This window comes from Streptacidiphilus sp. P02-A3a, from assembly GCF_014084105.1.
GTDB lineage: Bacteria > Actinomycetota > Actinomycetes > Streptomycetales > Streptomycetaceae > Streptacidiphilus.
Map to the genome: position 1 here is coordinate 151124 of NZ_CP048289.1, position 20379 is coordinate 171502.

At 71.3% G+C, this 20379-nt stretch carries 19 protein-coding genes and 1 CRISPR repeat array; of the genes, 14 read left to right on the forward strand and 5 right to left on the reverse strand.

From position 1 onward, the window contains the following. Positions 1-383 precede the first annotated feature (383 nt). Positions 384-1226, reverse strand: coding sequence for an IS21-like element helper ATPase IstB (gene istB / locus GXP74_RS00695; RefSeq protein WP_182449475.1), 843 nt, complete (start codon positions 1224-1226; stop codon positions 384-386). After that, positions 1226-2494 (reverse strand): IS21 family transposase, encoded by a 1269-nt coding sequence (gene istA, locus GXP74_RS00700; protein WP_182449476.1) that lies wholly within the window; start codon positions 2492-2494, stop codon positions 1226-1228. The genes istB and istA overlap by 1 nt, the downstream gene beginning before the upstream one ends. A gap of 969 nt (positions 2495-3463) precedes the next feature. Here istA and cas3 point away from each other — a divergent pair. The 10 genes from cas3 (at position 3464) to GXP74_RS00750 (ending at position 13623) form a co-directional block, all read left to right on the forward strand. Continuing rightward, positions 3464-6256 carry a CRISPR-associated helicase Cas3' gene (cas3, locus tag GXP74_RS00705; protein WP_255528219.1) on the forward strand — a complete coding sequence of 931 codons (2793 nt, stop codon included), beginning with the start codon at positions 3464-3466 and terminating at the stop codon, positions 6254-6256. A 64-nt stretch (positions 6257-6320) separates the two neighbouring features. Then, positions 6321-7946 (forward strand): type I-E CRISPR-associated protein Cse1/CasA, encoded by a 1626-nt coding sequence (gene casA, locus GXP74_RS00710; protein ID WP_255528050.1) that lies wholly within the window; start codon positions 6321-6323, stop codon positions 7944-7946. After that, complete coding sequence (gene casB, locus GXP74_RS00715; RefSeq protein ID WP_182449479.1) at positions 7943-8671, forward strand: type I-E CRISPR-associated protein Cse2/CasB; 729 nt, start codon at positions 7943-7945, stop codon at positions 8669-8671. Before casA ends, casB begins: the two co-directional genes overlap by 4 nt. Continuing rightward, positions 8668-9864 (forward strand): type I-E CRISPR-associated protein Cas7/Cse4/CasC, encoded by a 1197-nt coding sequence (gene cas7e, locus GXP74_RS00720; RefSeq protein WP_182449480.1) that lies wholly within the window; start codon positions 8668-8670, stop codon positions 9862-9864. The genes casB and cas7e overlap by 4 nt, the downstream gene beginning before the upstream one ends. Beyond that, the gene (cas5e, locus tag GXP74_RS00725) at positions 9861-10610 is read left to right on the forward strand and encodes a type I-E CRISPR-associated protein Cas5/CasD (RefSeq protein WP_182449481.1); all 750 of its coding nucleotides are present in this window, start codon (positions 9861-9863) and stop codon (positions 10608-10610) included. The genes cas7e and cas5e overlap by 4 nt, the downstream gene beginning before the upstream one ends. Then, positions 10610-11317 (forward strand): type I-E CRISPR-associated protein Cas6/Cse3/CasE, encoded by a 708-nt coding sequence (gene cas6e, locus GXP74_RS00730; protein ID WP_182449482.1) that lies wholly within the window; start codon positions 10610-10612, stop codon positions 11315-11317. Before cas5e ends, cas6e begins: the two co-directional genes overlap by 1 nt. 6 nt (positions 11318-11323) lie before the next feature. Next, positions 11324-12271 carry a type I-E CRISPR-associated endonuclease Cas1e gene (cas1e, locus tag GXP74_RS00735; RefSeq protein WP_182449483.1) on the forward strand — a complete coding sequence of 316 codons (948 nt, stop codon included), beginning with the start codon at positions 11324-11326 and terminating at the stop codon, positions 12269-12271. After that, the gene (gene cas2e, locus GXP74_RS00740; protein ID WP_182449484.1) at positions 12268-12618 is read left to right on the forward strand and encodes a type I-E CRISPR-associated endoribonuclease Cas2e; all 351 of its coding nucleotides are present in this window, start codon (positions 12268-12270) and stop codon (positions 12616-12618) included. The genes cas1e and cas2e overlap by 4 nt, the downstream gene beginning before the upstream one ends. 102 nt (positions 12619-12720) lie before the next feature. After that, positions 12721-13116: direct repeats of the CRISPR family, unit length 29 nt; unit sequence CTGCTCCCCGCGCACGCGGGGATGGTCCC. A gap of 8 nt (positions 13117-13124) precedes the next feature. Further along, on the forward strand, positions 13125-13409 hold the full coding sequence (locus GXP74_RS00745; RefSeq protein ID WP_182449485.1) for a hypothetical protein: 285 nt from the start codon (positions 13125-13127) through the stop codon (positions 13407-13409). Positions 13410-13446: 37 nt separating this feature from the next. Continuing rightward, positions 13447-13623 (forward strand): hypothetical protein, encoded by a 177-nt coding sequence (locus tag GXP74_RS00750; protein WP_370468356.1) that lies wholly within the window; start codon positions 13447-13449, stop codon positions 13621-13623. 13 nt (positions 13624-13636) lie between these two features. On the opposite strand, the gene GXP74_RS00755 is transcribed toward GXP74_RS00750, so the two are convergent. Beyond that, positions 13637-14305 (reverse strand): hypothetical protein, encoded by a 669-nt coding sequence (locus GXP74_RS00755; protein WP_182449487.1) that lies wholly within the window; start codon positions 14303-14305, stop codon positions 13637-13639. A 234-nt stretch (positions 14306-14539) separates the two neighbouring features. On the opposite strand from GXP74_RS00755, the gene GXP74_RS00760 reads away from it, so the two are divergent. Beyond that, positions 14540-15520 (forward strand): helix-turn-helix transcriptional regulator, encoded by a 981-nt coding sequence (locus GXP74_RS00760; protein WP_182449488.1) that lies wholly within the window; start codon positions 14540-14542, stop codon positions 15518-15520. A gap of 13 nt (positions 15521-15533) precedes the next feature. Here GXP74_RS00760 and ligD read toward each other — a convergent pair whose 3' ends face one another. Continuing rightward, on the reverse strand, positions 15534-16538 hold the full coding sequence (gene ligD / locus GXP74_RS00765) for a non-homologous end-joining DNA ligase (protein ID WP_182449489.1): 1005 nt from the start codon (positions 16536-16538) through the stop codon (positions 15534-15536). A 158-nt stretch (positions 16539-16696) separates the two neighbouring features. On the opposite strand from ligD, the gene GXP74_RS00770 reads away from it, so the two are divergent. The 3 genes from GXP74_RS00770 to GXP74_RS00780 all read left to right on the forward strand — a co-directional run bounded on the left by GXP74_RS00770 (position 16697) and on the right by GXP74_RS00780 (position 18724). Continuing rightward, on the forward strand, positions 16697-17758 hold the full coding sequence (locus GXP74_RS00770) for an ATP-dependent DNA ligase (protein WP_182449490.1): 1062 nt from the start codon (positions 16697-16699) through the stop codon (positions 17756-17758). A gap of 76 nt (positions 17759-17834) precedes the next feature. Further along, positions 17835-18083 (forward strand): hypothetical protein, encoded by a 249-nt coding sequence (locus tag GXP74_RS00775; RefSeq protein ID WP_182449491.1) that lies wholly within the window; start codon positions 17835-17837, stop codon positions 18081-18083. After that, positions 18080-18724, forward strand: a complete 645-nt coding sequence (locus GXP74_RS00780; RefSeq protein ID WP_182449492.1) for a thioesterase family protein — start codon at positions 18080-18082, stop codon at positions 18722-18724. Before GXP74_RS00775 ends, GXP74_RS00780 begins: the two co-directional genes overlap by 4 nt. Positions 18725-18958: 234 nt before the next feature. Here the strand turns inward: GXP74_RS00780 and GXP74_RS00785 are convergent, their stop codons facing one another. Further along, positions 18959-20110, reverse strand: a complete 1152-nt coding sequence (locus GXP74_RS00785; protein WP_182449493.1) for an ROK family protein — start codon at positions 20108-20110, stop codon at positions 18959-18961. Between the last annotated feature and the right edge of the window lie 269 nt (positions 20111-20379).

The following is a 20379-nucleotide window of genomic DNA, read 5'->3' on the forward strand; positions in this document are numbered from 1 at the left end:
GTGCTGTCCTCTGGTGCCGTCCGACGAGGGACCGCCCGGACCACCCGGCGACGCCGAGCCCGTGAGCCAGACCCCCAGTCCCTCCGCAGGGAGGGCCCGCCGGAGGCATGTCCTGGCCTCGCTTCGTCGTCTGGAGCGCGCGCGGCCCGCGATAGCGGGCCGCCTTGCCCCTGCTGATCTGGCACATCGGCTACGACGTGCTGACCGGGCGCGCGGGACCATCCCCGCGTGCGCGGGGAGCAGGGTCCTCTAACGGGCCGAATGGGTGAGGATCAGGGACCATCCCCGCGTGCGCGGGGAGCAGTGGCCTGTCGGCAACGGCTGAAAATGGGCCGGTCTGAACGGTTCAATCGTGGGCCATCGTGTGGTCTCGTTCGTTGGGTTCAGTCGTTGCCGGTGGTGGGGGTGCGGCCGAGTTCGCGGCCTCGCATGCGGTAGGACTCGCCTTTGAGGGAGTGGACCTCGGCGTGGTGGACGAGTCGGTCGATCATGGCGGCGGCGACGGTCTCGTCGCCGAAGGTCTCTCCCCAGCGTCCGAAGGGCTTGTTGCTGGTGACGATCACGCTGGCCCTTTCGTATCTGTTCGATATGAGCTGGAAGAACAGGTTCGCGGCCTCGGACTCGAAGGGGATGTAGCCGACCTCGTCGATCACGATCAGCGGGTAGCGGCCGAGCCGGACCAGCTCGTCCTGGAGGCGGCCGGCCTGGTGGGCGGCGGCGAGGCGGTCGACCCACTGGGCGGCGGTGGCGAACGCGACCCGGTGGCCCGCCTGGCAGGCCCTGACCGCGAGGCCGGTGGCCAGGTGTGTCTTCCCGGTCCCGGGCGGCCCCAGAAATACGGCGTTCTCCTTGGCCGCTATGAAGTCCAATGTTCCCAGGTGGGAGAGTTGTTGGCGGGTCAGGCCGCGCAGATGGGTGACGTCGAGCTCCTCGATGGTCTTGATGGCGGGGAAACGGGCGGCGCGGATACGGCCCTCGCCGCCGTGGGAGTCGCGGGCGGAGACCTCGCGTTGCAGGCATGCGACCAGGTACTCGGTGTGGGTCCAGGACTCTGTCTGGGCGCGTTCGGCCAGCCGCTCAGCGGCGTCCAGCAGGGCGGGTGCTTTCATGGCGCGAGAGAGGAAGGCCAGGTCGGCGGCGGTCTGCCGACCAGTGCGGGTGGTCTGGCTGTTCGTTTTCGCCCTGTCGCCGGTGTTGTTTGCGGTAGTCGTGGTGGTGTGGGCCATCAGGTGTCCTCCTTGCCCGCGCCGCCCTCGATGAGGGTGAACATGCGGTCGTAGGTGCCCAGTTCGCGTTGTTCAACGTCGATGCCGAGGCTGTCGGGGGTCAGGGCCGCGGCGCGGGCGGTGGCTGCTCGGGCGGCCTTTTGGTGGATGACCTCGCCGCGCAGGACGTGGGCCGCGGCGGCGTGGTCGGGGTCGGTGATCGACTGGTGCCTGGCCCAGCAGCGGGCATGGCGGGCCACCACGTCGTTGCCGGCGATGGCGGTGATCTCCTCGTTGTCGGTGCGGACCATCACCGTCCTGCCGATCGCGCGGGGATGGACGGAGTAGTCGTTGGTGTCCACGCGGATGTAGTGGTCGCGGCCGATGCGGGTGTGGAAGCGCCACCAGTGCGGTGGGGTGACCGGCGGGATGGTCAGCATCGCGGCCCGGTCGGCCTCCCAGCGGTCCACCGGGCGGGCGTCGATGGAGCGGTGCCGGCGCCGGTTGGCGATCTGCAGCCACGCGCTCAGCTGGGTGTTGAAGTCGTCGGGGCCGGTGAAGGTGCGGCCGGGCACGAAGCTCGTCTCCAGGTAGCCGTTCGCGCGCTCCACCAGGCCTTTCGCTTCCGGGTCCCGGGGCCGGCAGAGGTGGACCTTGACCGCGAGCAGGCCCGCGAACGCAGCGAACTCGCTGGTCAGCTTGCCCTTGCCGACACCGGCCTCGTTGTCCCAGACCAGCATCTTGGGCACCGCTGCCCAGCCGTCGGCGAGCAGACGCCAGTGGCCGTCGATCAGGTCACCGGTCTGCCGCGACGGCAGCATCCGGGCGGTGATCACCCGCGAGTAGCCCGACACGATGACCAGCACCGGCGGGCGGCCCGACTGGCCGTAGCCCAGCGGGATGTCGACGGCGGGGAACCACAAGTCGCACTGCGCGAGCTCACCGGGCTCGTAGACCGTGCGCGAGACCGGGTCCACCGGCAGGAAGGCCGGCCGCAGCTCACGCACCCGCTCACGCAGGATCGTCAGCCCGCGCTCCCAGCCGATCCGCTCCGCAATCACGGTCACCGGTATCGTCGGGGTCTGCCTGAGCAGCTCGCGGACTGCGGGCTCGACCGCGTCCACCGCCGAGCCCTTCAGCGGACGCTGGTACTGCGGGGGCCGGTCCGAGGCCAGTGCCCGCAGCACGGTGCCCCTGGAAATCCCCAGCTGCCGGGCCACCGCCCGGGCCGACAACCCCTCAGCCCGGTGCAACCGGCGAATCTCAGCCCAGTCCTCCACGTGGATCACCCTCTCTTCCTCCTGACTCCAGCCCAATGAAGTCAGAATGATCAAGAGATCACCCAGTGGCCCGCTTTTGATACGCCGTCCGTGGTCCCCATTTCACCCGTTGCCGACATGGCCGAGGAGGTCGCCTTCGATGACGTCGTCGGGACCATCCCCGCGTGCGCGGGGAGCAGGAGGCGAGGCTGGATACGGTCCGCGGGATCGGGGGATCATCCCCGCGTGCGCGGGGAGCAGAAGCATGCTCATGTTGCCCTCCTACAGGCGTAGGGACCATCCCCGCGTGCGCGGGGAGCAGCTTGCTGAGCTGCGGGTTTATGGCTGTCGGGGAGGGAATCCGAGCACTTTTGCGGATTCCGGCAATTTGGGACAGATGACGCTAGTGGCTACGTTGAGCATGCAATCCCTCCTGCCATCCCGGGGAGTACTCGGTGGTGATGTACGTCCTCGGCAGCCTAGCTGTCTCTGGTCCAGGGGAGTCCCCGGGGTGTCACGATAAGGACGTTGGCTCCGGTTCCGCCATTCCGTTGAGCACGCTGTACGTAGCAGCCGTTTGCTGATGTTGGGCTGGGCGAAGCGTCTTGCATGTGCTGTGACTGCTGGGTGAGCGTCGGTCGTTGGCTGATCTGTTGCTTGAGGGAGAGGCGCAGCGTGCCCTGCGTGGGCACGGGGGAACTGGGTGGGCTCGGTTTTCTGGAAGTTCGCGTGACGGGAAGGGAGTCGGGCGTACCTTGAGAGCCTTCCGATGCTGGGGCTTCGCCAGTGCGGGGGAGTAGCACTCCGCATTACTGTGAGTGATTGTCCTGTCGCGGCATGTGGATCGGGGCAGCCATCGGGTCGGGCCTGGGTGGCCACGTCGGTCGTGGAGTGGAAAGTGAAGGTATGGGTGGATTAGCGGGGCTGTCTCGGGCAGCTGGGAGTGCCTGGGCGAAGCATGATCTCGGTACCGATGGCTGGTTGCCGCTGTGGCGGCACATGGCGGACAGTGCTGCTGTGGCTGGGTTGTTGTGGGATCACTGGTTGCCCGGGCATGTGCGGGAGTTGGTGGCGCGGCCGTTGCCGGGTGGGGAGGCTGACGGGCGGCGGTTGGTGGTGTGGTTGGCGGGGGTGCACGACATCGGGAAGGCGACTCCGGCGTTCGCGTGCCAGGTGGACGCTCTGGCTGATCGGATGCGTGGGGTGGGGTTGGCGATGCCCTATCGGCGGGAGATGGGCGCCGATCGGCGGGTGGCTCCGCATGGGCTGGCTGGGCAGTTGCTGTTGCAGGAGTGGCTGGAGGAGCGGCACGGGTGGGCGTGGCGGGCGACGGGGCAGTTCGCGGTGGTGATCGGTGGTCATCATGGTGCGCCGCCGGACGAGGGGCAGGTGCATGCTCTCGACAGTCACCCGGAGATGCTGCGTACGCCCGGTGCGAGTGAGGGGTTGTGGCGTCAGGTCCAGGAGGAGTTGCTGGACGCCAACGCGGACGCTTCCGGTGCCGGTGAGCGGTTGGCCGACTGGCGGCGGGTGAAGTTGCCACAGACCGTGCAGGTGTTGTTGTCGGCGTTGGTCATCGTGGCTGACTGGATTGCCAGCAACACCGACCTGTTCCCCTATGCGGGGGCAGATGAAGGGGACCGGTCCGGTGCGGGGAGGGTTGCTGCCGCGTGGCGTGGCTTGGATCTTCCTGAGCCGTGGCGTCCGGTCGAACCGGTGGGGACGGCGGCCGAGTTGTTCGCGGCCCGCTTCGATCTGCCGACAGGCGCGCGTCCGAGGCCGGTGCAGGAGGCGGCGGTGCGGATGGCCCGGGAGATGCCGAGGCCGGGGCTGTTGATCGTGGAGGCGCCGATGGGGGAGGGGAAGACCGAGGCGGCGCTCGCGGCGGCGGAGGTGTTGGCGGCGCGGTGCGGCGCGGGTGGGGTCTTCTTCGCCTTGCCGACCATGGCCACGGGCAACGCCATGTTTCCCCGGTTGTTGGACTGGCTGGATCACCTCCCCGCCCAGGATGGGACGCGGTTGTCGGTGCTGCTGGCGCATTCCAAGTCCGCGCTCAACACCGACTTTGCCGCCCTCAGGGCCAGATCGTGGCAGCGCGTTGTGGCGGTCGATGCCGACGGGGACGCGGATCTGCCGTCCGCTGGAAGTACCGCGCCACGGGCTCCGGCGGAGCTGGTGGCTCACCAGTGGCTGAACGGGCGCAAGAAGGGGATGCTGTCGTCCTTCGTGGTGGGCACGATCGACCAGTTGCTGTTCGCCGGACTGAAGAGCCGGCACCTGGCGCTTCGCCATCTGGCGGTGGCGGGCAAGGTCGTTGTCATCGACGAGGCCCACGCCTACGACACGTACATGAACTCCTATCTCGACCGGGTGCTGGGCTGGTTGGGGGCTTACGGGGTTCCGGTCGTGGTGTTGTCGGCGACGCTTCCGCCGGACCGCCGTCGGGAGCTCGCCGCAGCGTACGCGGGGGCGTCGGCGGAGGGTGAGCAGTATGCCGTGCTGGCGCGGGTGGACGCGTACCCGTTGCTGACGGCGGTGGCGCCCGAGTGCCCGCCGGTGCAGGAAGCACCTGGTGGCTCCGGCCGCAGCAGCACCGTTCAGGTCGAGGGCCTGGCGGACGACTTGGGTACGCTCGCGGACCGGCTGGCGATCGAACTTGCCGACGGCGGATGCGTTCTGGTCGTGCGGAACACCGTGAGCCGGGTGTTGGAGACAGCGAAGGCGCTGCGCGACCGCTTCGGGGAGGGCACAGAGGTCACCGTCGCGCACGCCCGCTTCCTCGACCTCGACCGGGCGGCGAACGACGCACGCCTGCTGGAGTTGTTCGGACCGCCCGCGCCGGGCCGGGTCCGCCCCGCACGGCACATCGTGGTCGCGAGCCAGGTGGCCGAGCAGTCCCTGGACGTGGACTTCGACCTGCTGGTCACCGACCTGGCACCGGTCGACCTGGTGCTCCAGCGGATGGGTCGGCTGCACCGGCACCCGCGCCCGGGCAGGCCGGAGCGGTTGCGTGTTCCACGCTGCCTGCTGACCGGCGTGGACTGGGCGGTCGAGCCGCCCGCTCCCGTTCGTGGATCGGAACGGGTGTACGGGCGTTACCCGTTGCTGCGCTCGCTCGCCGCTCTCCTGCCCGTCCTGTCGTCCACGGGAGATGACGCCAACCGAGTAGTGCGGCTGCCGGAGGACATTCCGGCGCTGGTGAGGCAGGCGTATGACGCTGGGGGGCAGGTGCCGCAGGCGTGGGCCGAGGCGGTGGGGGAAGCCCAGGACGCGCATCAGCGTGCCCGTGCGGACCAGGAGCGGCGTGCCGGGACCTTTCGGATCGGGGAGGTCTCGGCGGCCGGGCGCTCGCTGGTGGGCTGGGTGGCGGGCAGCGTCGGGGACGCGGACGACACCCCGGCGGGGCGGGCCCAGGTCCGCGACGGCCAGGAGAGCCTGGAGGTCATCGTCATCCAGCGGCTTGCCGACGGTTCCCTGGCGACGGTTGGCTGGATCGGGGAGGGCCGTGGCGGTCTGCCGCTGCCGCAGCACGCCGTGCCGACGGCTGAGGCTGCCAAGGCTGCCGCCGCGTGCGGACTGCGGCTTCCGCTACAGCTCTCGCACCCGAAGATCATCGATCACGTTGTCGCAGAAATCGAACAATTCTACGTCCCGGCCTGGCAGGTGAAGGAAAGCTACTGGCTCGCAGGCGAACTGATTCTGCCCATCGACGCCGATTGTCAGACCCGGCTGGCAGGCTTCGTTCTCAACTACAGCCGCACACTCGGACTTGAGGTGGTACGTGAGAAGTGAACAACCGCCGGGGGCTGCCGAGGGCGGGTCGGGGTTCGACCTGACCGGGCGGCCATGGTTACCGGTGCAACTGCTCGACGGCGGGGAGGAGACGCTGTCCCTGCGGGAGGTGTTCGCGCGGGCCGGGGGGATTCGGCGGCTGGCCGGTGACCTCCCCACGCAGGACTTCGCCCTGGTCAGGCTGCTGCTGGCGATCGCCCACGACGCGCTCGACGGTCCTGCGGACCTCGACGCCTGGGGCGAACTGTGGGAGGACCAGGCCCCGTTCGAGCCCATTGCCGGATACCTGGACGAGCACCGGGAGCGGTTCGACCTGCTGCACCCGCGGGCGCCGTTCTTCCAGACCGCCGGTCTGCGGACCTCGAACGACGAGGTGTTCGGGCTCAACCGGATCATCGCCGACGTGCCGAACGGTGACCCGTTCTTCACCGCCCGCTTCCCGGGCGTGGAGCGGATCTCCTTTGCGGAGGCGGCGCGTTGGACGGTGCATGTCCACGCGTACGACACCTCCGGCATCAAGACCGGCGTCGTGGGTGATCCCCGGGCGAAGAGCGGAAAGGCCTATCCGCAGGGTGTCGCCTGGGCTGGGAACCTGGGTGGCGTGCTGGCCGAGGGCGGGACACTGCGCGAGACGCTGCTGCTGAACCTGATCGCGGCCGACAGCCGGGACACGCCTCGCGGTACCGACGACAGGCCGGCCTGGCGACGTCCCCCCAGCGCCCCGGGGGCTGCCGCTGACCTGGAGTCGCGCCCGAGTGGGGTCTGTGACCTGTACACCTGGCAGTCGCGGCGGCTGCGGCTACTGGCGGACCAGGATGGCGTGTTCGGGGTCGTGCTGACCTATGGTGACCCGCTCGCTCAGCAGAACAAGTACGACACCGAGCCGATGACGGCCTGGCGGCGCAGCCAGGCGCAGGAGAAGAAGCTCTCCCAGCAGTTGGTCTACATGCCCCGGGAGATCGACCCCACGCGTGCCGCGTGGCGCGGGCTGGCGGCCCTGATCGCGCCGCGTGAGGACGGCAGTGCCGCGCGCGGCGAGCCCGCGCGCTTCATGCGGCCGGGGATCGTGCACTGGTTGTCGCGGCTGTGCAACGAGCGGCTGCTGCCCAAGCGGACGCCGATCCGCGTGCGGACGTACGGCGCGGTCTACGGCACACAGCAGTCCGTGATCGATGAGATCACCGAGGACACGGTCTCGATGGCTGTCCTGCTGCTGAGCGAGGCGGACCGTAGTCTCGGACAGACCGCCATCGACGCGGTGGGCGACGCGGAGGACGCCGTTCGCACCCTGGGGGATCTGGCCGCGGACCTCGCCCGCGCGGCGGGCAGTGAGTCCGACAGCGGGAAGGATGCCGCCCGCGATGCCGGATTCGGTGTCCTGGACGGCCTGTTCCGGATCTGGCTCGGTGCGATCGGCGAGGGCGATGACCCCCAGGCGCTGCGCACCGAGTGGCAGCGGATCGTGCGCCGGGAGATCAGCCGACTCGGCGGTGACCTGGTCGCGGCGGCGGGGGACGCCGCCTGGCAGGGCCGGGTCCTTGCCCAGGCCAAGGGCACGGTCTGGTTGAACGCGGCCTCGGCTGATCTGTGGTTCCGAGCTCGGCTGAAGAAGATCCTGCCGCGCGCCTACGATCCCGGTCCCCGGGGCGGACCGGGGGCGGGCTCCGACCCTGTGGAGGTGTCCGCGTGACCACGCAAGCCCAGCCTGAAGCCCAGCCTGAAGCTCAGCCTGAAGCTCGGCCCCGGACTCGGCTTCGGACAGCACCAGGGCCTGTCGGAGCTGTCGTTGGCAGGGAGATCAAGCATCTCCAGTACGACTATCTGAAGGACCGCTCCGCGGCTGTCGCGGCCCTCGCGCGGCTGCGGCGGGGCGCGGGTAAGGACCCGGCGGCTATCCCCGATCTGTGGGGCCTGGTCGACACCCAGGACCTCTATGAGGATCCGGTGCTGCGTCATGAGGAGGCGGAGAACGCCGTCTATCTGGCCACCACGCTCTGGTCCCTGCACCAACAGTCCCGCAGCAGCAGGATGCACAGTCCCGGCGGCAACGAGCTCGGTGCGGCGGTGCGGCGGCTGATGCCGCCGGGTGAGATCGCGGAGCCGGTCCGCAAGCGTTTCGTGCGCGCCGGGACCGCTCCCACCCTGACCGTCCTGGCCGCCCGGTTGCGTGAGATCACCGTGCTGCTGCGCGGCGCGGAGATCAGCCTGGACTACGCGCTGCTCGCCGACCAGCTCTACCTCTGGCAGCGCCCCGACGGGCCCGACCAGGTCCGCCGCTCCTGGGGGCGGTCCTTCCACGCCTACCGGCCGCCGTCCGACACCGACCCGACCGACGCCCAGGCTGCGCCCCTTTCTTCCGAGATTTCTTCCGAGACCGACGAGACCGACGAGACCGACCCGAGGGACATCCCGTGACCGACCGCCTCATCCTCGACGTGCACGTGCTGCAGAACGTCCCGCCGAGCAACCTGAACCGCGACGACACCGGTGCCCCCAAGTCGGCGGTCTACGGCGGCGTGACCCGCGCTCGGGTGTCCAGCCAGGCGTGGAAGCGGGCGACCCGCCAGTACTTCAACGGTCGCCTGGACCCGAGCGAACTCGGCGTGCGTACCAAGCGCGTCGCGGAACTCCTGGCGGAGCGGATCACCGCGCTCGACCCGTCGATCGCCGGAGCACAGGCGTGGGCAGTGGCCGCGGAGGTGCTCCGGACGGCCACCGGCTCGAAGATCGAACCGCCCAAGCGCAAGGTGGAGGCGGCCAAGAAGAACGGTGACCCCGATCCGGCGCCTGAATCCTCGTACCTGCTGTTCCTCAGCGCCCGCCAGCTCGACGGCCTGGCCGAACTCGGCGTCCAGGGCGCCGGCGACATCAAGGCCTTCTGCAAGGGGAAGGACAACAAGGCCCGCGCCAAGAAGATCGCCGACACCCGGCACTCGGTCGACATCGCCCTGTTCGGCCGCATGGTCGCCGACACGGCCGACATCAACGTGGACGCCGCCGCCCAGGTCGCCCACGCGTTGAGCGTCCACCGGGTGGAGACCGAGTCGGACTACTTCACCGCCGTCGACGACCGCAACTCCGGCGCCGAGCCCGGCGCCGGGATGATCGGCACCGTCGACTTCAACTCCGCCACGCTCTACCGCTATGCCGCGCTCGACATCGACCTGCTGGAGCGCAACCTCGGCAAGGGCCTGGACGAGGACGAGTCCCCGGCCACCCCGGTGCGCCGCGCCGTCGAGGCCTTCCTGGACGGGTTCGTCTGCTCCCTGCCCACCGGGAAGATCAACACCTTCGGCAACCACACCCTGCCGGACGCGGTCGTGGTCAAGCTCCGCGGCAGCCGCCCGGTCAGCTTCGTGTCCGCCTTCGAGAGGCCGGTGCGCGCGGACGAGTTCGGCGGACACATGGAGCCGGCCTGGGCCCGGCTGGCGGACTACATCCCCAGGGTCGAGGGCGCCTACGGCGACGAGGCCACCGAGACCTGGATTCTGCACCTCGGACCGGTCACCGAGAAGGACTCCGCCCTGGGGACCGAGGTCCCCAGCCTGACCCGGCTCGTCGAGACGGCCGGCGCGGCCGTCGCCGCCCGCCTGGAGCGGCGCGGATGAGCAGTGTGCTGACCCTGCGCCTGGCGGGACCGCTCCAGGCGTGGGGCGTCTCGGCCCGCTTCACGCGTCGAACGACCGAGACCGCGCCGACCAAGAGCGGCGTCATCGGATTGCTGGCCGCCGCCCAGGGGTTGGCCCGCGAAGCGGACCTGTCGGCGCTGGCCGTGCTGCGGTTCGCGGTGCGCGTCGACCAACCCGGCAGGCGGATCAGGGACTTCCAGACCGCGCACCACCTGGACACCGGCGACTCCATGCCGTTGTCGGAGCGGTTCTACCTGGCCGACGCCGTCTTCGTCGCCGCTGTCCAGGGCGAGCCCGGGCTGATCGCCGACCTGTTCGAAGCGGTGAGGGCCCCGGCGTACCTGCCCTACCTCGGGCGGCGGTCGTGCCCGCCTTCCCCTCCGGTCGAGCCCGCCGTCCAGCACGACGCCCTGCTCGACCAGGCGCTGGCGGGTGAACCGTGGCGCGCGGCCGAGTGGTACCAGCACAAGCGCCGGGACGAGGCGACGGTCAGCCTGAGCGTCCTGTCCGAGCCCGGCGGCGACGTGCCCGTTGGGGCGACAGGCGCCGACAGTTGGCGGGACCAACCGCTCAGCTTCGACCCGCGGCACCGCCGCCATGCCCTGCGGACCGTGGTCACCTCGACGGTCACGGTCGCCAACCCGTGCGCCCGGACGCCCCCGCCGACTCGGCCGCGTCCAACTGTTCCCGCGCACGACCCGACCGGCCCGCTGGAGGGCGTCTGATGTACCTGACCCGGTTCCGTTTCAACACCGCCCGGTCGGACGCCCGGCGACTGCTGTCCTCCCCGCAGAGCATGCACGCCGCCGTCATGTCCTCCTTCCCGCAGATCCTGCCCACCGCCGCACCGGCGCCTCGGGTGCTGTGGCGGACCGACCGCAACGCATCCGCGGAAGTGCTGCTGTTCCTCGTCGGCCCGTTCCGTCCTGACCTGACCCACCTGGTCGAACAGGCCGGTTGGCCCGCCGCCGCGGCCTCCGGCACGCCCGGCTGGCAGACCTTCCACTACGCGCCGTTCCTGGACCGCCTCGACAAGGGCGGCACCTGGGGCTTTCGGCTGACCGCCAACCCGGTCCACTCCGTGCGCAACGTTGACGGTGCCCCGACCAAGCGCACCGCCCACCTCACCCCGAGGCACCAGGTGCAGTGGCTGTTGCAACGCCAGGAGGCAGGCGGTTTCAAGGTGCTGCCGAAACCCGAGGACAAGCAGCTCACCGACCACGGTGACGAGCACCAGGTGATCGTCACCGACCAGCGCGGCATGGACTTCGGCAAGCAGGGCGCCAAGGGCAGGGTCACCATCAAGGCCGTCACCTACGACGGCCGCCTGGAGGTCACCGACCCGGACGCCCTGCGTTCCCTCCTGACCAGCGGCCTCGGCAAGGCCAAGGCCTACGGCTGCGGGTTGATGACCCTCGCACCCCTCGGGTAGGCCCGCATGACCATCGGTCAGAGACCATCCAGCACCCCGCGTGAACTCGCCCGCGCTGAGGACCGGATCTCCTTCGTCTACCTGGAACGCTGTACGGTCCACCGCGACGCCAACGCGATCACCGCCCAGGACGCGGAGGGGACCACCCACATCCCGGCGGCGACCATCGGGACCCTGCTCCTGGGACCGGGCACCCGCATCACTCACCAGGCGATGAGCGTCCTCGGTGAGACCGGTGCCGGGGTCGTCTGGGTCGGCGAGCACGGGGTGCGCTACTACGCCGCGGGTCGGGCCCTGTCCCGCTCCTCCGCGCTGGTCGAAGCCCAGGCGGTCTGCTGGGCCAACCGACGCACCCGGCTCGACGTGGCCCGCGCGATGTACCGACTCCGCTTTCCCGACGAGGACCCGGCGGGCCTGACCCGCCACGAACTTCTCGGCAGGGAGGGCAGTCGCCTCAAGCTCTGCTACCGCGCCGAGTCACAGCGCACCGGCGTCCAGTGGAAGGGCCGCCGCTACACACCCGGCGACTTCAGCTCCGGCGACGCGCCGAACCAGGCCATCACCGCGGCGGCCCAGGCGATGTACGGCATCGCCCACGCCGTCGTCGCCGCCCTGGGCTGCTCACCCGCGCTCGGATTCGTCCACTCGGGCCACGAGCTGTCCTTCGTCCTGGACATCGCCGACCTCTACAAGACAGAGATCGGCATCCCGGTCGCCTTCGACGTCGCCGCGCAGTCACCCGAGGACATCGGCCCACGAACCCGCCGCGCGCTACGCGACCGCGTCCACGAAATCGACCTGCTCAAGCGCATCGTCGACGACATCAAGAGCCTGCTGCTGCCGGCAGGCGGCGACGATCCCGGGGCGGACGACCGGGACCGGGTCACGCTCCAGTCCGACCGGGACGTGCAGGTGGCCGCCGGCGTCAACTACGGCTACGAGGAGACCTGGTGACCGTGATCGTGCTCACCAACTGCCCGGTCGGCCTGCGCGGCTTCCTCACCCGCTGGCTCCTGGAGATCTCGCCGGGAGTCTTCATCGGCAACCCCTCAGCCCGAATCCGCGACATCCTCTGGGCCGAAGTCCGCACCTACGCCAACCAGGGCCGAGCCCTGCTCGTGCACACCGCCAACACCGAGCAGGGCTACACCTTCCTCACCCACGACCACGCCTGGCACCCCGTCGACACCGAAGGCCTCACCCTCATCCGCCGCCCCAACGACACCCCACCCACCACCGCCCAAACCCCACCACCAGGCTGGAGCGCCGCGTCGAAGCGCCGCCGCTTCGGCCGCCAATAGCCCCAGAGATGGCCGATGCAGGATATTTGATCCCGATTGTCGGAATTCATGAAAGTGCTCAAAATCCGCACCCTCCCGCAATAAACCCCCAGGTCACCCAGACTGCTCCCCGCGCACGCGGGGATGGTCCGCGATCGTCATCGGCATCGCCCTCTCCCAACTCCTGCTCCCCGCGCACGCGGGGATGGTCCCGGTCAGGGGGACTGCGTTGAAGTTGGATCAGCCTGCTCCCCGCGCACGCGGGGATGGTCCCTCCCCGCCGCCATCCGCACACTCCTTGATAGTGCTGCTCCCCGCGCACGCGGGGATGGTCCCCGGCCAGCCCCGGCAACCCCACCATCCCAGGACTGCTCCCCGCGCACGCGGGGATGGTCCCGCCGCCGAAGCCGGACCCTGGAGCGACCCCGCCTGCTCCCCGTGCACGCGGGGATGGTCCCCCGGATGCCCATCAAGGAAGAGGCGCGACTGCCTGCTCCCCGCGCACGCGGGGATGGTCCCTCGCCGTCGTGTGCGCGCAGGAGCACCAGGGCCTCCTGGAGTTGCGGCAGCCGTTCGGGTTCGGTCCGGCCCAGGCCGGTGCCGGTGCCGGAGACCGAGAACGGGCCGAGGAGTCCGGCCTGGAGGGCCGGGGCGCCGAGTCGGCGCAGGTCGGTGACCTGGGCGGCGGACTGCTGGGCGGCGGGGGCTCCGGGGGTGTCCCGCGGGCCGGTGCCGACGGCGAAGAGCTGGAGCAGGGCGTCCACCTCGGTCCGCGGCAGGCGCTGTGCGAGGGCGCTGGTCATCGGCGGTGACGCGGAGGAGATCGGCAGCGGCTTCAGCGGCTGGCAAGTGGACGCCAAGAAGGGCAGGCGCGGCGCGCTGCTCTCGCCGCAGGGGATCACCAACGGCGAACTGCTCGGCGTACGGCTGCCGCGCAGCTCGGTCGGCGGTCCGATCACCCCCGGTCGCGCCCTGGTGCACCTCGGCGACGGCGAACTCCTCACCGTCCAGGTGCCGTTGGACTAGGTGTCGGCCCCGGTCAGGGCGTGACGTAGACCGGGGTGGAGACGTCCGGGGTGAGCGCGGTGTGCCCGGGGAGCTGCTGGACCTGGACGTTGACGGTGCCGCTGCCGCTGGTCAGCGGGTGGGTGGTGGCGGACAGCGCCACCTGGTACGTGAACGTCTCGCTGGCCCCGGCGGCCAGGGTGAGGCCGGGGATCTGGTCGACGTAGCTGAAGTCCGTGCCGGTGCCCTCGGCGTCGTAGGTGAGGGTCCGCCAGCCGTCGGTGCCGGTGTTCCACAGCCGCAGGGTGCCGCTGGGCATGATCGACGCGCCGCCCGGCGAGCAGCTGCAGTGGCCCATCGAGATCAGCGGCTGGATGTCCTGGTACGCCTGCCCGGTGCCGTTGTGGACGCTGACCTCGAAGACCAGCGCCGGGCCGCCGGGGGTCAGTACCGGGCGCGCGCCGAGGCCGGAGAACACGGCCGTGAGCGAACCCCCGCCCCCGGTACCGGTACTGGCGGACGGTGTGGGCGGCGCGGACGGCGCGGGCGCGGCGGCGGTGGCGGTGGCGGGCGGGGCGCCCGGCGTCCCGGGAGCGGTGGGAGCGGTGGGAGCGGTGTTCGGCGAGCAGGCCGCCAGGGCGAGCAGCACGGCGACCGCCGGGGCGGCGAGGGCGTGGCGGCGGAGAGTCGCGCGGTCGGGCATGGGAGTCCCTTCGGAGGGCGCGTTCGGCCGGTCGCGGAAGCAACGGGCCTGGCACGATTACGGGTTGACGGAAGCATGTCCCGGTTCGGTGCGACGTTCGAGGGGTCTCGGCCGCTGTGAGACAATCGCGGCTGTCTCACAGCCCTGAACAGCGGCTTCGTCCGAGCCGATGGGCGGATCGGAGACACGCCAAGCGGCCGCAGGGTCGTCCTCCCTCATGTGGTGCGAGGTGTGATGGGTTCGCAGTGGCGGCCACTCCCCGAGGAACTGCCGCCCCCGGCAAGGCTGCTGACCGAGCGGCTGCGCGCGCTCAAGGACGCGGACGCACTCTCCCTGGCCGACATCGCCACCGCGACGCACTACAGCCGGGCCTCCTGGGAGCGGTGGCTGAACGGCAAGCGCCTGATCACCCGGGCCGCGTTGCTGGGCTTCGCGGAGGCCGTGGGCGCCGACGCCGCGCCGCTGCTGCTCCTGCTCGACCGCGCGGAGAGCGCGCCGCGCGGCGGGACGGTCCAGCCGGAGCCGGTCGAGCCGACCGAACCGGTGCCGCCGAACCTCCCGGCCGTCGTCGCTGTCGTCGTCGCCGCTCCGGCTGCTCCGGCCGCTCCGGCTGCTCCGGCGAGCGAGGCCGTCGGCGGGGCGGCGCCGACCGCGCGGCGCGGGCGGCGGCTGCCGCGGCCGAGGTGGGCGCTGGCCGTCGGCTGCTGCGTGCTGCTGGCGGTCGCGGTCGCGGTACTGGCGTCCGGTCCCGGGGCGAGCGCCTCGGAGCTGTCGCAGGGGCGGGCCCTGTCGTCGCTGCTGAACGGCGCGGCGGACAACCGGGCGGTGGCGGTCGCGGCCGTCGTCGACATCGAGCAGTGCCAGAACCTGCGGCAGGCGGCGGCGGACCTGGACCGGATGGCGGGCCTGCACGGCGGCATGGTGGGCCAGTTGGCGCGGCTGTCGACCGACCGGCTGCCCCAGCACCAGGCGCTGGTGGCGGACCTGGACCAGGGTTGGCAGGCCTCGCAGCGCGCCGACCAGGACTACGCCCGGTGGGCCCAGGACTCCGAGTCCGCCTGTGCCCGGGGACACCGCCCGGCCGACACCGCCTGGAAGCTCCAGGGCGACGAGGCCAGCGCCGCGGCCAGCGCGGCCAAGCAGAGCGCGGCCGTGCTCTGGAACGCCATCGCCGGGCGGAACGGCCTGGCCGTGATCACCGCCGACCAGCTGTGAGCGGGCACGCCGCTCAGTGCTTGGCCCGGCTCGGCTGGACGCGCTTCGGCTCACCGGCCATCTTCGGGTGCTCCGGCGGGTACGGCAGGTCGCCGAGGCCGTGGTCGCGCTGGTCCCGCTCGGCCTGCTCCAGCACCGGTTCCAGGCCGCCCGGGTGCTGGTCCATCTCCGCGTGCACGTCGCCGAGCCGGGCGTAGCGCTCGGGCATGGTGCGCAGGTCGAAGTCCCGCGGGTGGACCGAGTCCAGCTCCTCCCAGCGCAGCGGCGCGGAGACCGGCGCGTTCGGGAAGGGGCGGATCGAGTAGGCGGAGGCCATGGTGCGGTCGCGGGCCATCTGGTTGTAGTCCACGAAGATCCGCTCGCCTCGCTCCTCCTTCCACCAGGCCGTGGTCACCCGCTCCGGCAGCCGCCGTTCCAGCGCGCGGCCGATGGCGATCGTCGCCCGGCGTACCTCGACGAAGTCCCAGCGCGGTTCGATCGGGACGAAGACGTGCAGTCCGCGCCCGCCGGAGGTCTTCGGCCAGCCGCGCAGACCGAAGCCCTCCAGTACCGCGCGCAGCTCGTGCGCGGCCCGGACCGCGTCGGCGAAGTCGGTGCCGGGCTGCGGGTCGAGGTCGATCCGCAGCTCGTCCGGGCGGTCGGTGTCGGCGGCGCGGACCGGCCAGGGGTGGAAGGTCAGGCAGCCCCGGTTCACCGCCCAGATCACCGCGCCCAGTTCGCTGGGGCACATCTCGTCGGCGGGCCGCCCGCTGGGGAAGGTGATCCGGGCTGTCGGGATCCACTCGGGCAGGTCCTTCGGCACCCGCTTCTGGAAGAACGAGGTCCCGTCGACGCCGTCGGGGTACCGCTGGAGCGTGGTCGGCCGGTCCCGCAGCGCCCGCAGCGCGCCCTCGCCCACGGACACGAAGTACTGCGCCAGGTCGCGCTTGGTGTAGCCGCGCTCCGGGAACACCACCTTGTCCGGATGCGTCACGCGCACGGTGCGCTCGCCGAGGGCCAGCTCCAGCACGTCTGCCATGGCCTCACGCTAGCCCGGCTCCGCGACCCCCGCCTCCCGGGCCGACCCCCGCCTCCCGGGCCGACCCCCGCCTCCCGGGCCGACGGCCGCCTCCCGGGCCGACGGCCGTGGAACCGCGTCGGACGGCGGGCCGCCCGATCCGGTCGCACAATCGGATCATGGACCTTCCAGTGATGCCGCCGGTGAAGCCGATGCTGGCGAAGGCGGCGGCGGCCATCCCACCGGGGATGCAGTACGAGGCCAAGTGGGACGGCTTCCGGGCGATCGTCCACCGCGACGGCCCGGAGCTGGTGATCGGCAGCCGCAGCGGCAAGCCGCTCACCCGGTACTTCCCGGAGCTGGCCGAGGTGCTGCTGGCGCAGCTGCCGCCGCGCTGTGTGGTGGACGGGGAGATCGTGCTGGTCTCCGGGGACCGCCTCGACTTCGACGCCCTGCAGGAGCGGATCCACCCGGCGGACTCCCGGGTCCGGCTGCTCGCCGAGCGGACCCCGGCCTCGCTGGTCGTCTTCGACCTGCTGGCGATCGGGGACGACTCACTGCTGGACACCCCGTTGCGCGAGCGCCGCGCGGCGCTGGTCGAGGCGCTGGCCGGGGTCCGCGCGCCGGTGCACATCGCCCCCGCCACGCTGGACCGCGAGCTGGCCGAGCGCTGGTTCCGCGAGTACGAGGGGGCGGGCCTGGACGGGGTGATGGCCAAGCCGCTGGACCTCCCGTACCGGCCGGACCAGCGGCTGATGGTGAAGGTCAAGCACGAGCGCACGGCCGACTGCGTGGTGGCGGGCTACCGCGAGCACAAGACCGGGCCGGTGGTCGGCTCGCTGCTGCTGGGCCTGTACGACGCGGCCAGGCGGTTGCAGCACGTGGGCGTCTGCGCCTCGTTCCCGATGCGCCGCCGCGCGGAGCTGGTCGAGGAGCTGGCCCCGCTGCGGATGCCGACACTGGCCGGCCATCCGTGGGCCGACTGGGAGAGCGAGGAGGCCCAGGCGACCGGCCGGATGCCGGGCGGGCAGAGCAGGTGGAGCGGCGGCAAGGACCTGTCCTGGGTGCCGCTGCGCCCGGAGCTGGTCTGCGAGGTCGGCTACGACCACATGCAGGGCGACCGCTTCCGGCACACCGCCCGGTTCCGCCGCTGGCGTCCCGACCGCGAGCCGCCGAGCTGCGGCTACGCTCAACTCGACGAGCCGGTCCGGTACGACCTGGCCGACGTCCTGCCGCGCTGAGTTCTTTCGGGAATTACCCCTGCGGACGTCGTGTCACAGACGTGTCCGGAAGTTCTGGCCGGTAATACTCAAACATATGGATCACAACATTTCAGGGGCTGCGGCGGAATGCCGCCGTGCTGTCTCGCGGAACATCGCCGAGACCTGCAACCATTACGAGGCGCTACCGGCGAAGGAGCGCTGGGGTGCCCTCTCGTCCCTCTGCCGGGAAATGGACCGGCTGCTCGCGCCATTTCTTATCCGTACCGCCGGGGAACTGAGTGAGGAGTGCGGCGGGCTGCCGTCCCGGCCGGACCTGCTCAGGCGGGCGCTGGGCCTGGGATGAGCAAACCCGCAGCCATTCCCCACACGTTCTGGTGCACCACTCGCTGGGGCGATCTGGACGCTCTCGGACATGTCAACAACATCAAGCTCATTCAGTACATCCAAGAGGCGATCTTCGACCTGATCAGGGAGGGCGAGCCGGACGACGTCCTACCGGACGGCTACATGATCGCCCGGCACGAGGTCGACTACCGGCGCCAGCTGCACCACCGCGCGGACCAGCCGGTGCCGCTGCAGATCTGGGTGACCGCGATCGGCACCAACTCCTTCACCGTGCGCACCGAGACCCGGCGCGGCGGTCTTACCGTCTTCGAGGCCCGTACCGTCTGCGTGGCACGTGACCAGCGCACCGGGATGAGCCGTCCGCTGACCGACTCCGAGCGGGCCCATCTGGCCCGGCACCGGGTCGTCGAACCGACGCCGCGCCTGCCCCACTGCGAACACACGCAGAGCGCCCGGGCGGGGTCGCAGGCCAGTCCGCACCTCGTCCCGCTGAATCCGGGGCCTGGCCGGCAAAAGGGGCCGAGCCGCCCCGGTGCGAAGAGGCAGTACCTGCGGACGGATATGTCCGCCGCCGTGGAGACCATGCGGAGGGGTTGGCGGCTGTGGAAGTCGGCAACGGCCTCGCGGTCATCCGTCTGAACCATTGCGTGACCGCTCTGTGGCAATTGCCGGACCATAATTGGTTGACGAACTTCTCGCTCATCCGTACGATTGCGAGCCCCGTCGCATTCGCCGAACGGGTCGGTCCGTGAGAAAGCCGCAGCCGAGCCGCAGCCGAGCCGCAGTCGGACCACAGCTGTCCCCTGCCGTTCCCCGTCAGTGGAACCGGTGGTGCCCGCGCTGGAATCCCGGCGCGGGCACTGTGTGTTTCGGTCAGTGCGCGACCCGTCCCGGCAGCTCCGCCGGGACGCCGAACAGCTCGGACTCGGCGCGGTCGAGCGCCAGCCGGACCGCGCCCAGCGCCACCGACTCCTCGCCGAGGGTGGACAGCGCGACCCGGGGCGGATCCAGGCACAGCTCCCGGAGGTGCGTGCGCAGCGGCGCGGCCAGTACCTCCCCGGCCCGCGAGTAGCCGCCGCCGATGACCAGCAGGTCGGGATTGACCGTGAGCACCAGCGCCGCCGCGCCCCGGGCCAGACTGCGGGCGAAGTGGTCGACCAGGGTGAGCGCGGCCCGGTCGCCCTCGGCGGCGCGGGCGAAGACATGGCCGACGTCGTCGGCGCTGCGCAGTTCGTTGGTGATCCGGTCCTCCCAGCCGAGCACGGCCAGGGCGCCGATCTCCCCGGCCGCCCCGCCGCGACCGCGGTGCAGCCGACCTCCGATGATCACGCCCGCGCCGGTCCGGTGGCCGGTGAGGATGTACACGCAGTCGTCGCTGAAGCGCGCGCTGCCGCGCCAACGCTCGGCGACGGCGGCGAGGTTGGCGTCGTTCTCGACGCGGGCCCGGACCGGGGGCCCGGCCGGGGAGCCCGCCCAGCGGCCGGCCCGGGCGGCCAGGTCCAGGCCGGTCCAGTCCGGGATCGGGGTGGACCGGGTGATCCGCCCGCTGTGGTCGACCGTGCCCGGTACGCCCAGGCACAGGGCGCGCAGCCGGTCGCGGGCCCCGGGTCGGCCGCCGAGGAAGGCGAGGACGTGCTGCTCGACCAGCGCCAGCCGGTCCACCCCGCTGAGCCCGTCGGGCAGGTCGGTGCGCTGACCGGCGAGCTCGTTGCCGTCCAGGTCGGTGAGCACCGCGAGCAGCTTGTGCACGCCGACGTCCACGCCGAGGGCGTACCCGGCCTCGGCCCGGAAGCGGTAGCGGCGCGCCGGGCGGCCCATCCCGCGCTCGGGTTCGGCCTCGTCCACCCAGCCCTCGGCGGCGAGGTCCGCGAGCACGGCCTCCACGGTCTGCCGGGAGAGCGTGGCGGCGGCCCCGAGCTGGGTGACGGTCAGCGGCGCCGAGGTCCGCAGCGAGTCGAGCACGGCCCGGGTGTTCAGTCGCCGCAGCAGGGCCGGATCGCCGCCGGTGATGCGGGAGTTGTTCACATGCCCTCACTGGTGGAGTCGCGGTGCCGACTGGACTCCCTCAGGTTAGTTCATGTTCTTCCGGAAAGTCTCAGCGGAAGTCCAATGATCTCCTGCTGTTGGGATACATACGCTCGGCATAGTTACGGTACGCATGGACACAAGTGCGAGCTCCGAGGTGGCACCCGGCCTGCGGGCCGCGCCCGCCGCACGGCGGGGCGACCGAGAGTTCGCCCGTGCTCCATCTGGAGGCGGCGTTGTCCTCGCACAGGTCACCCAGAGAGCGGCGA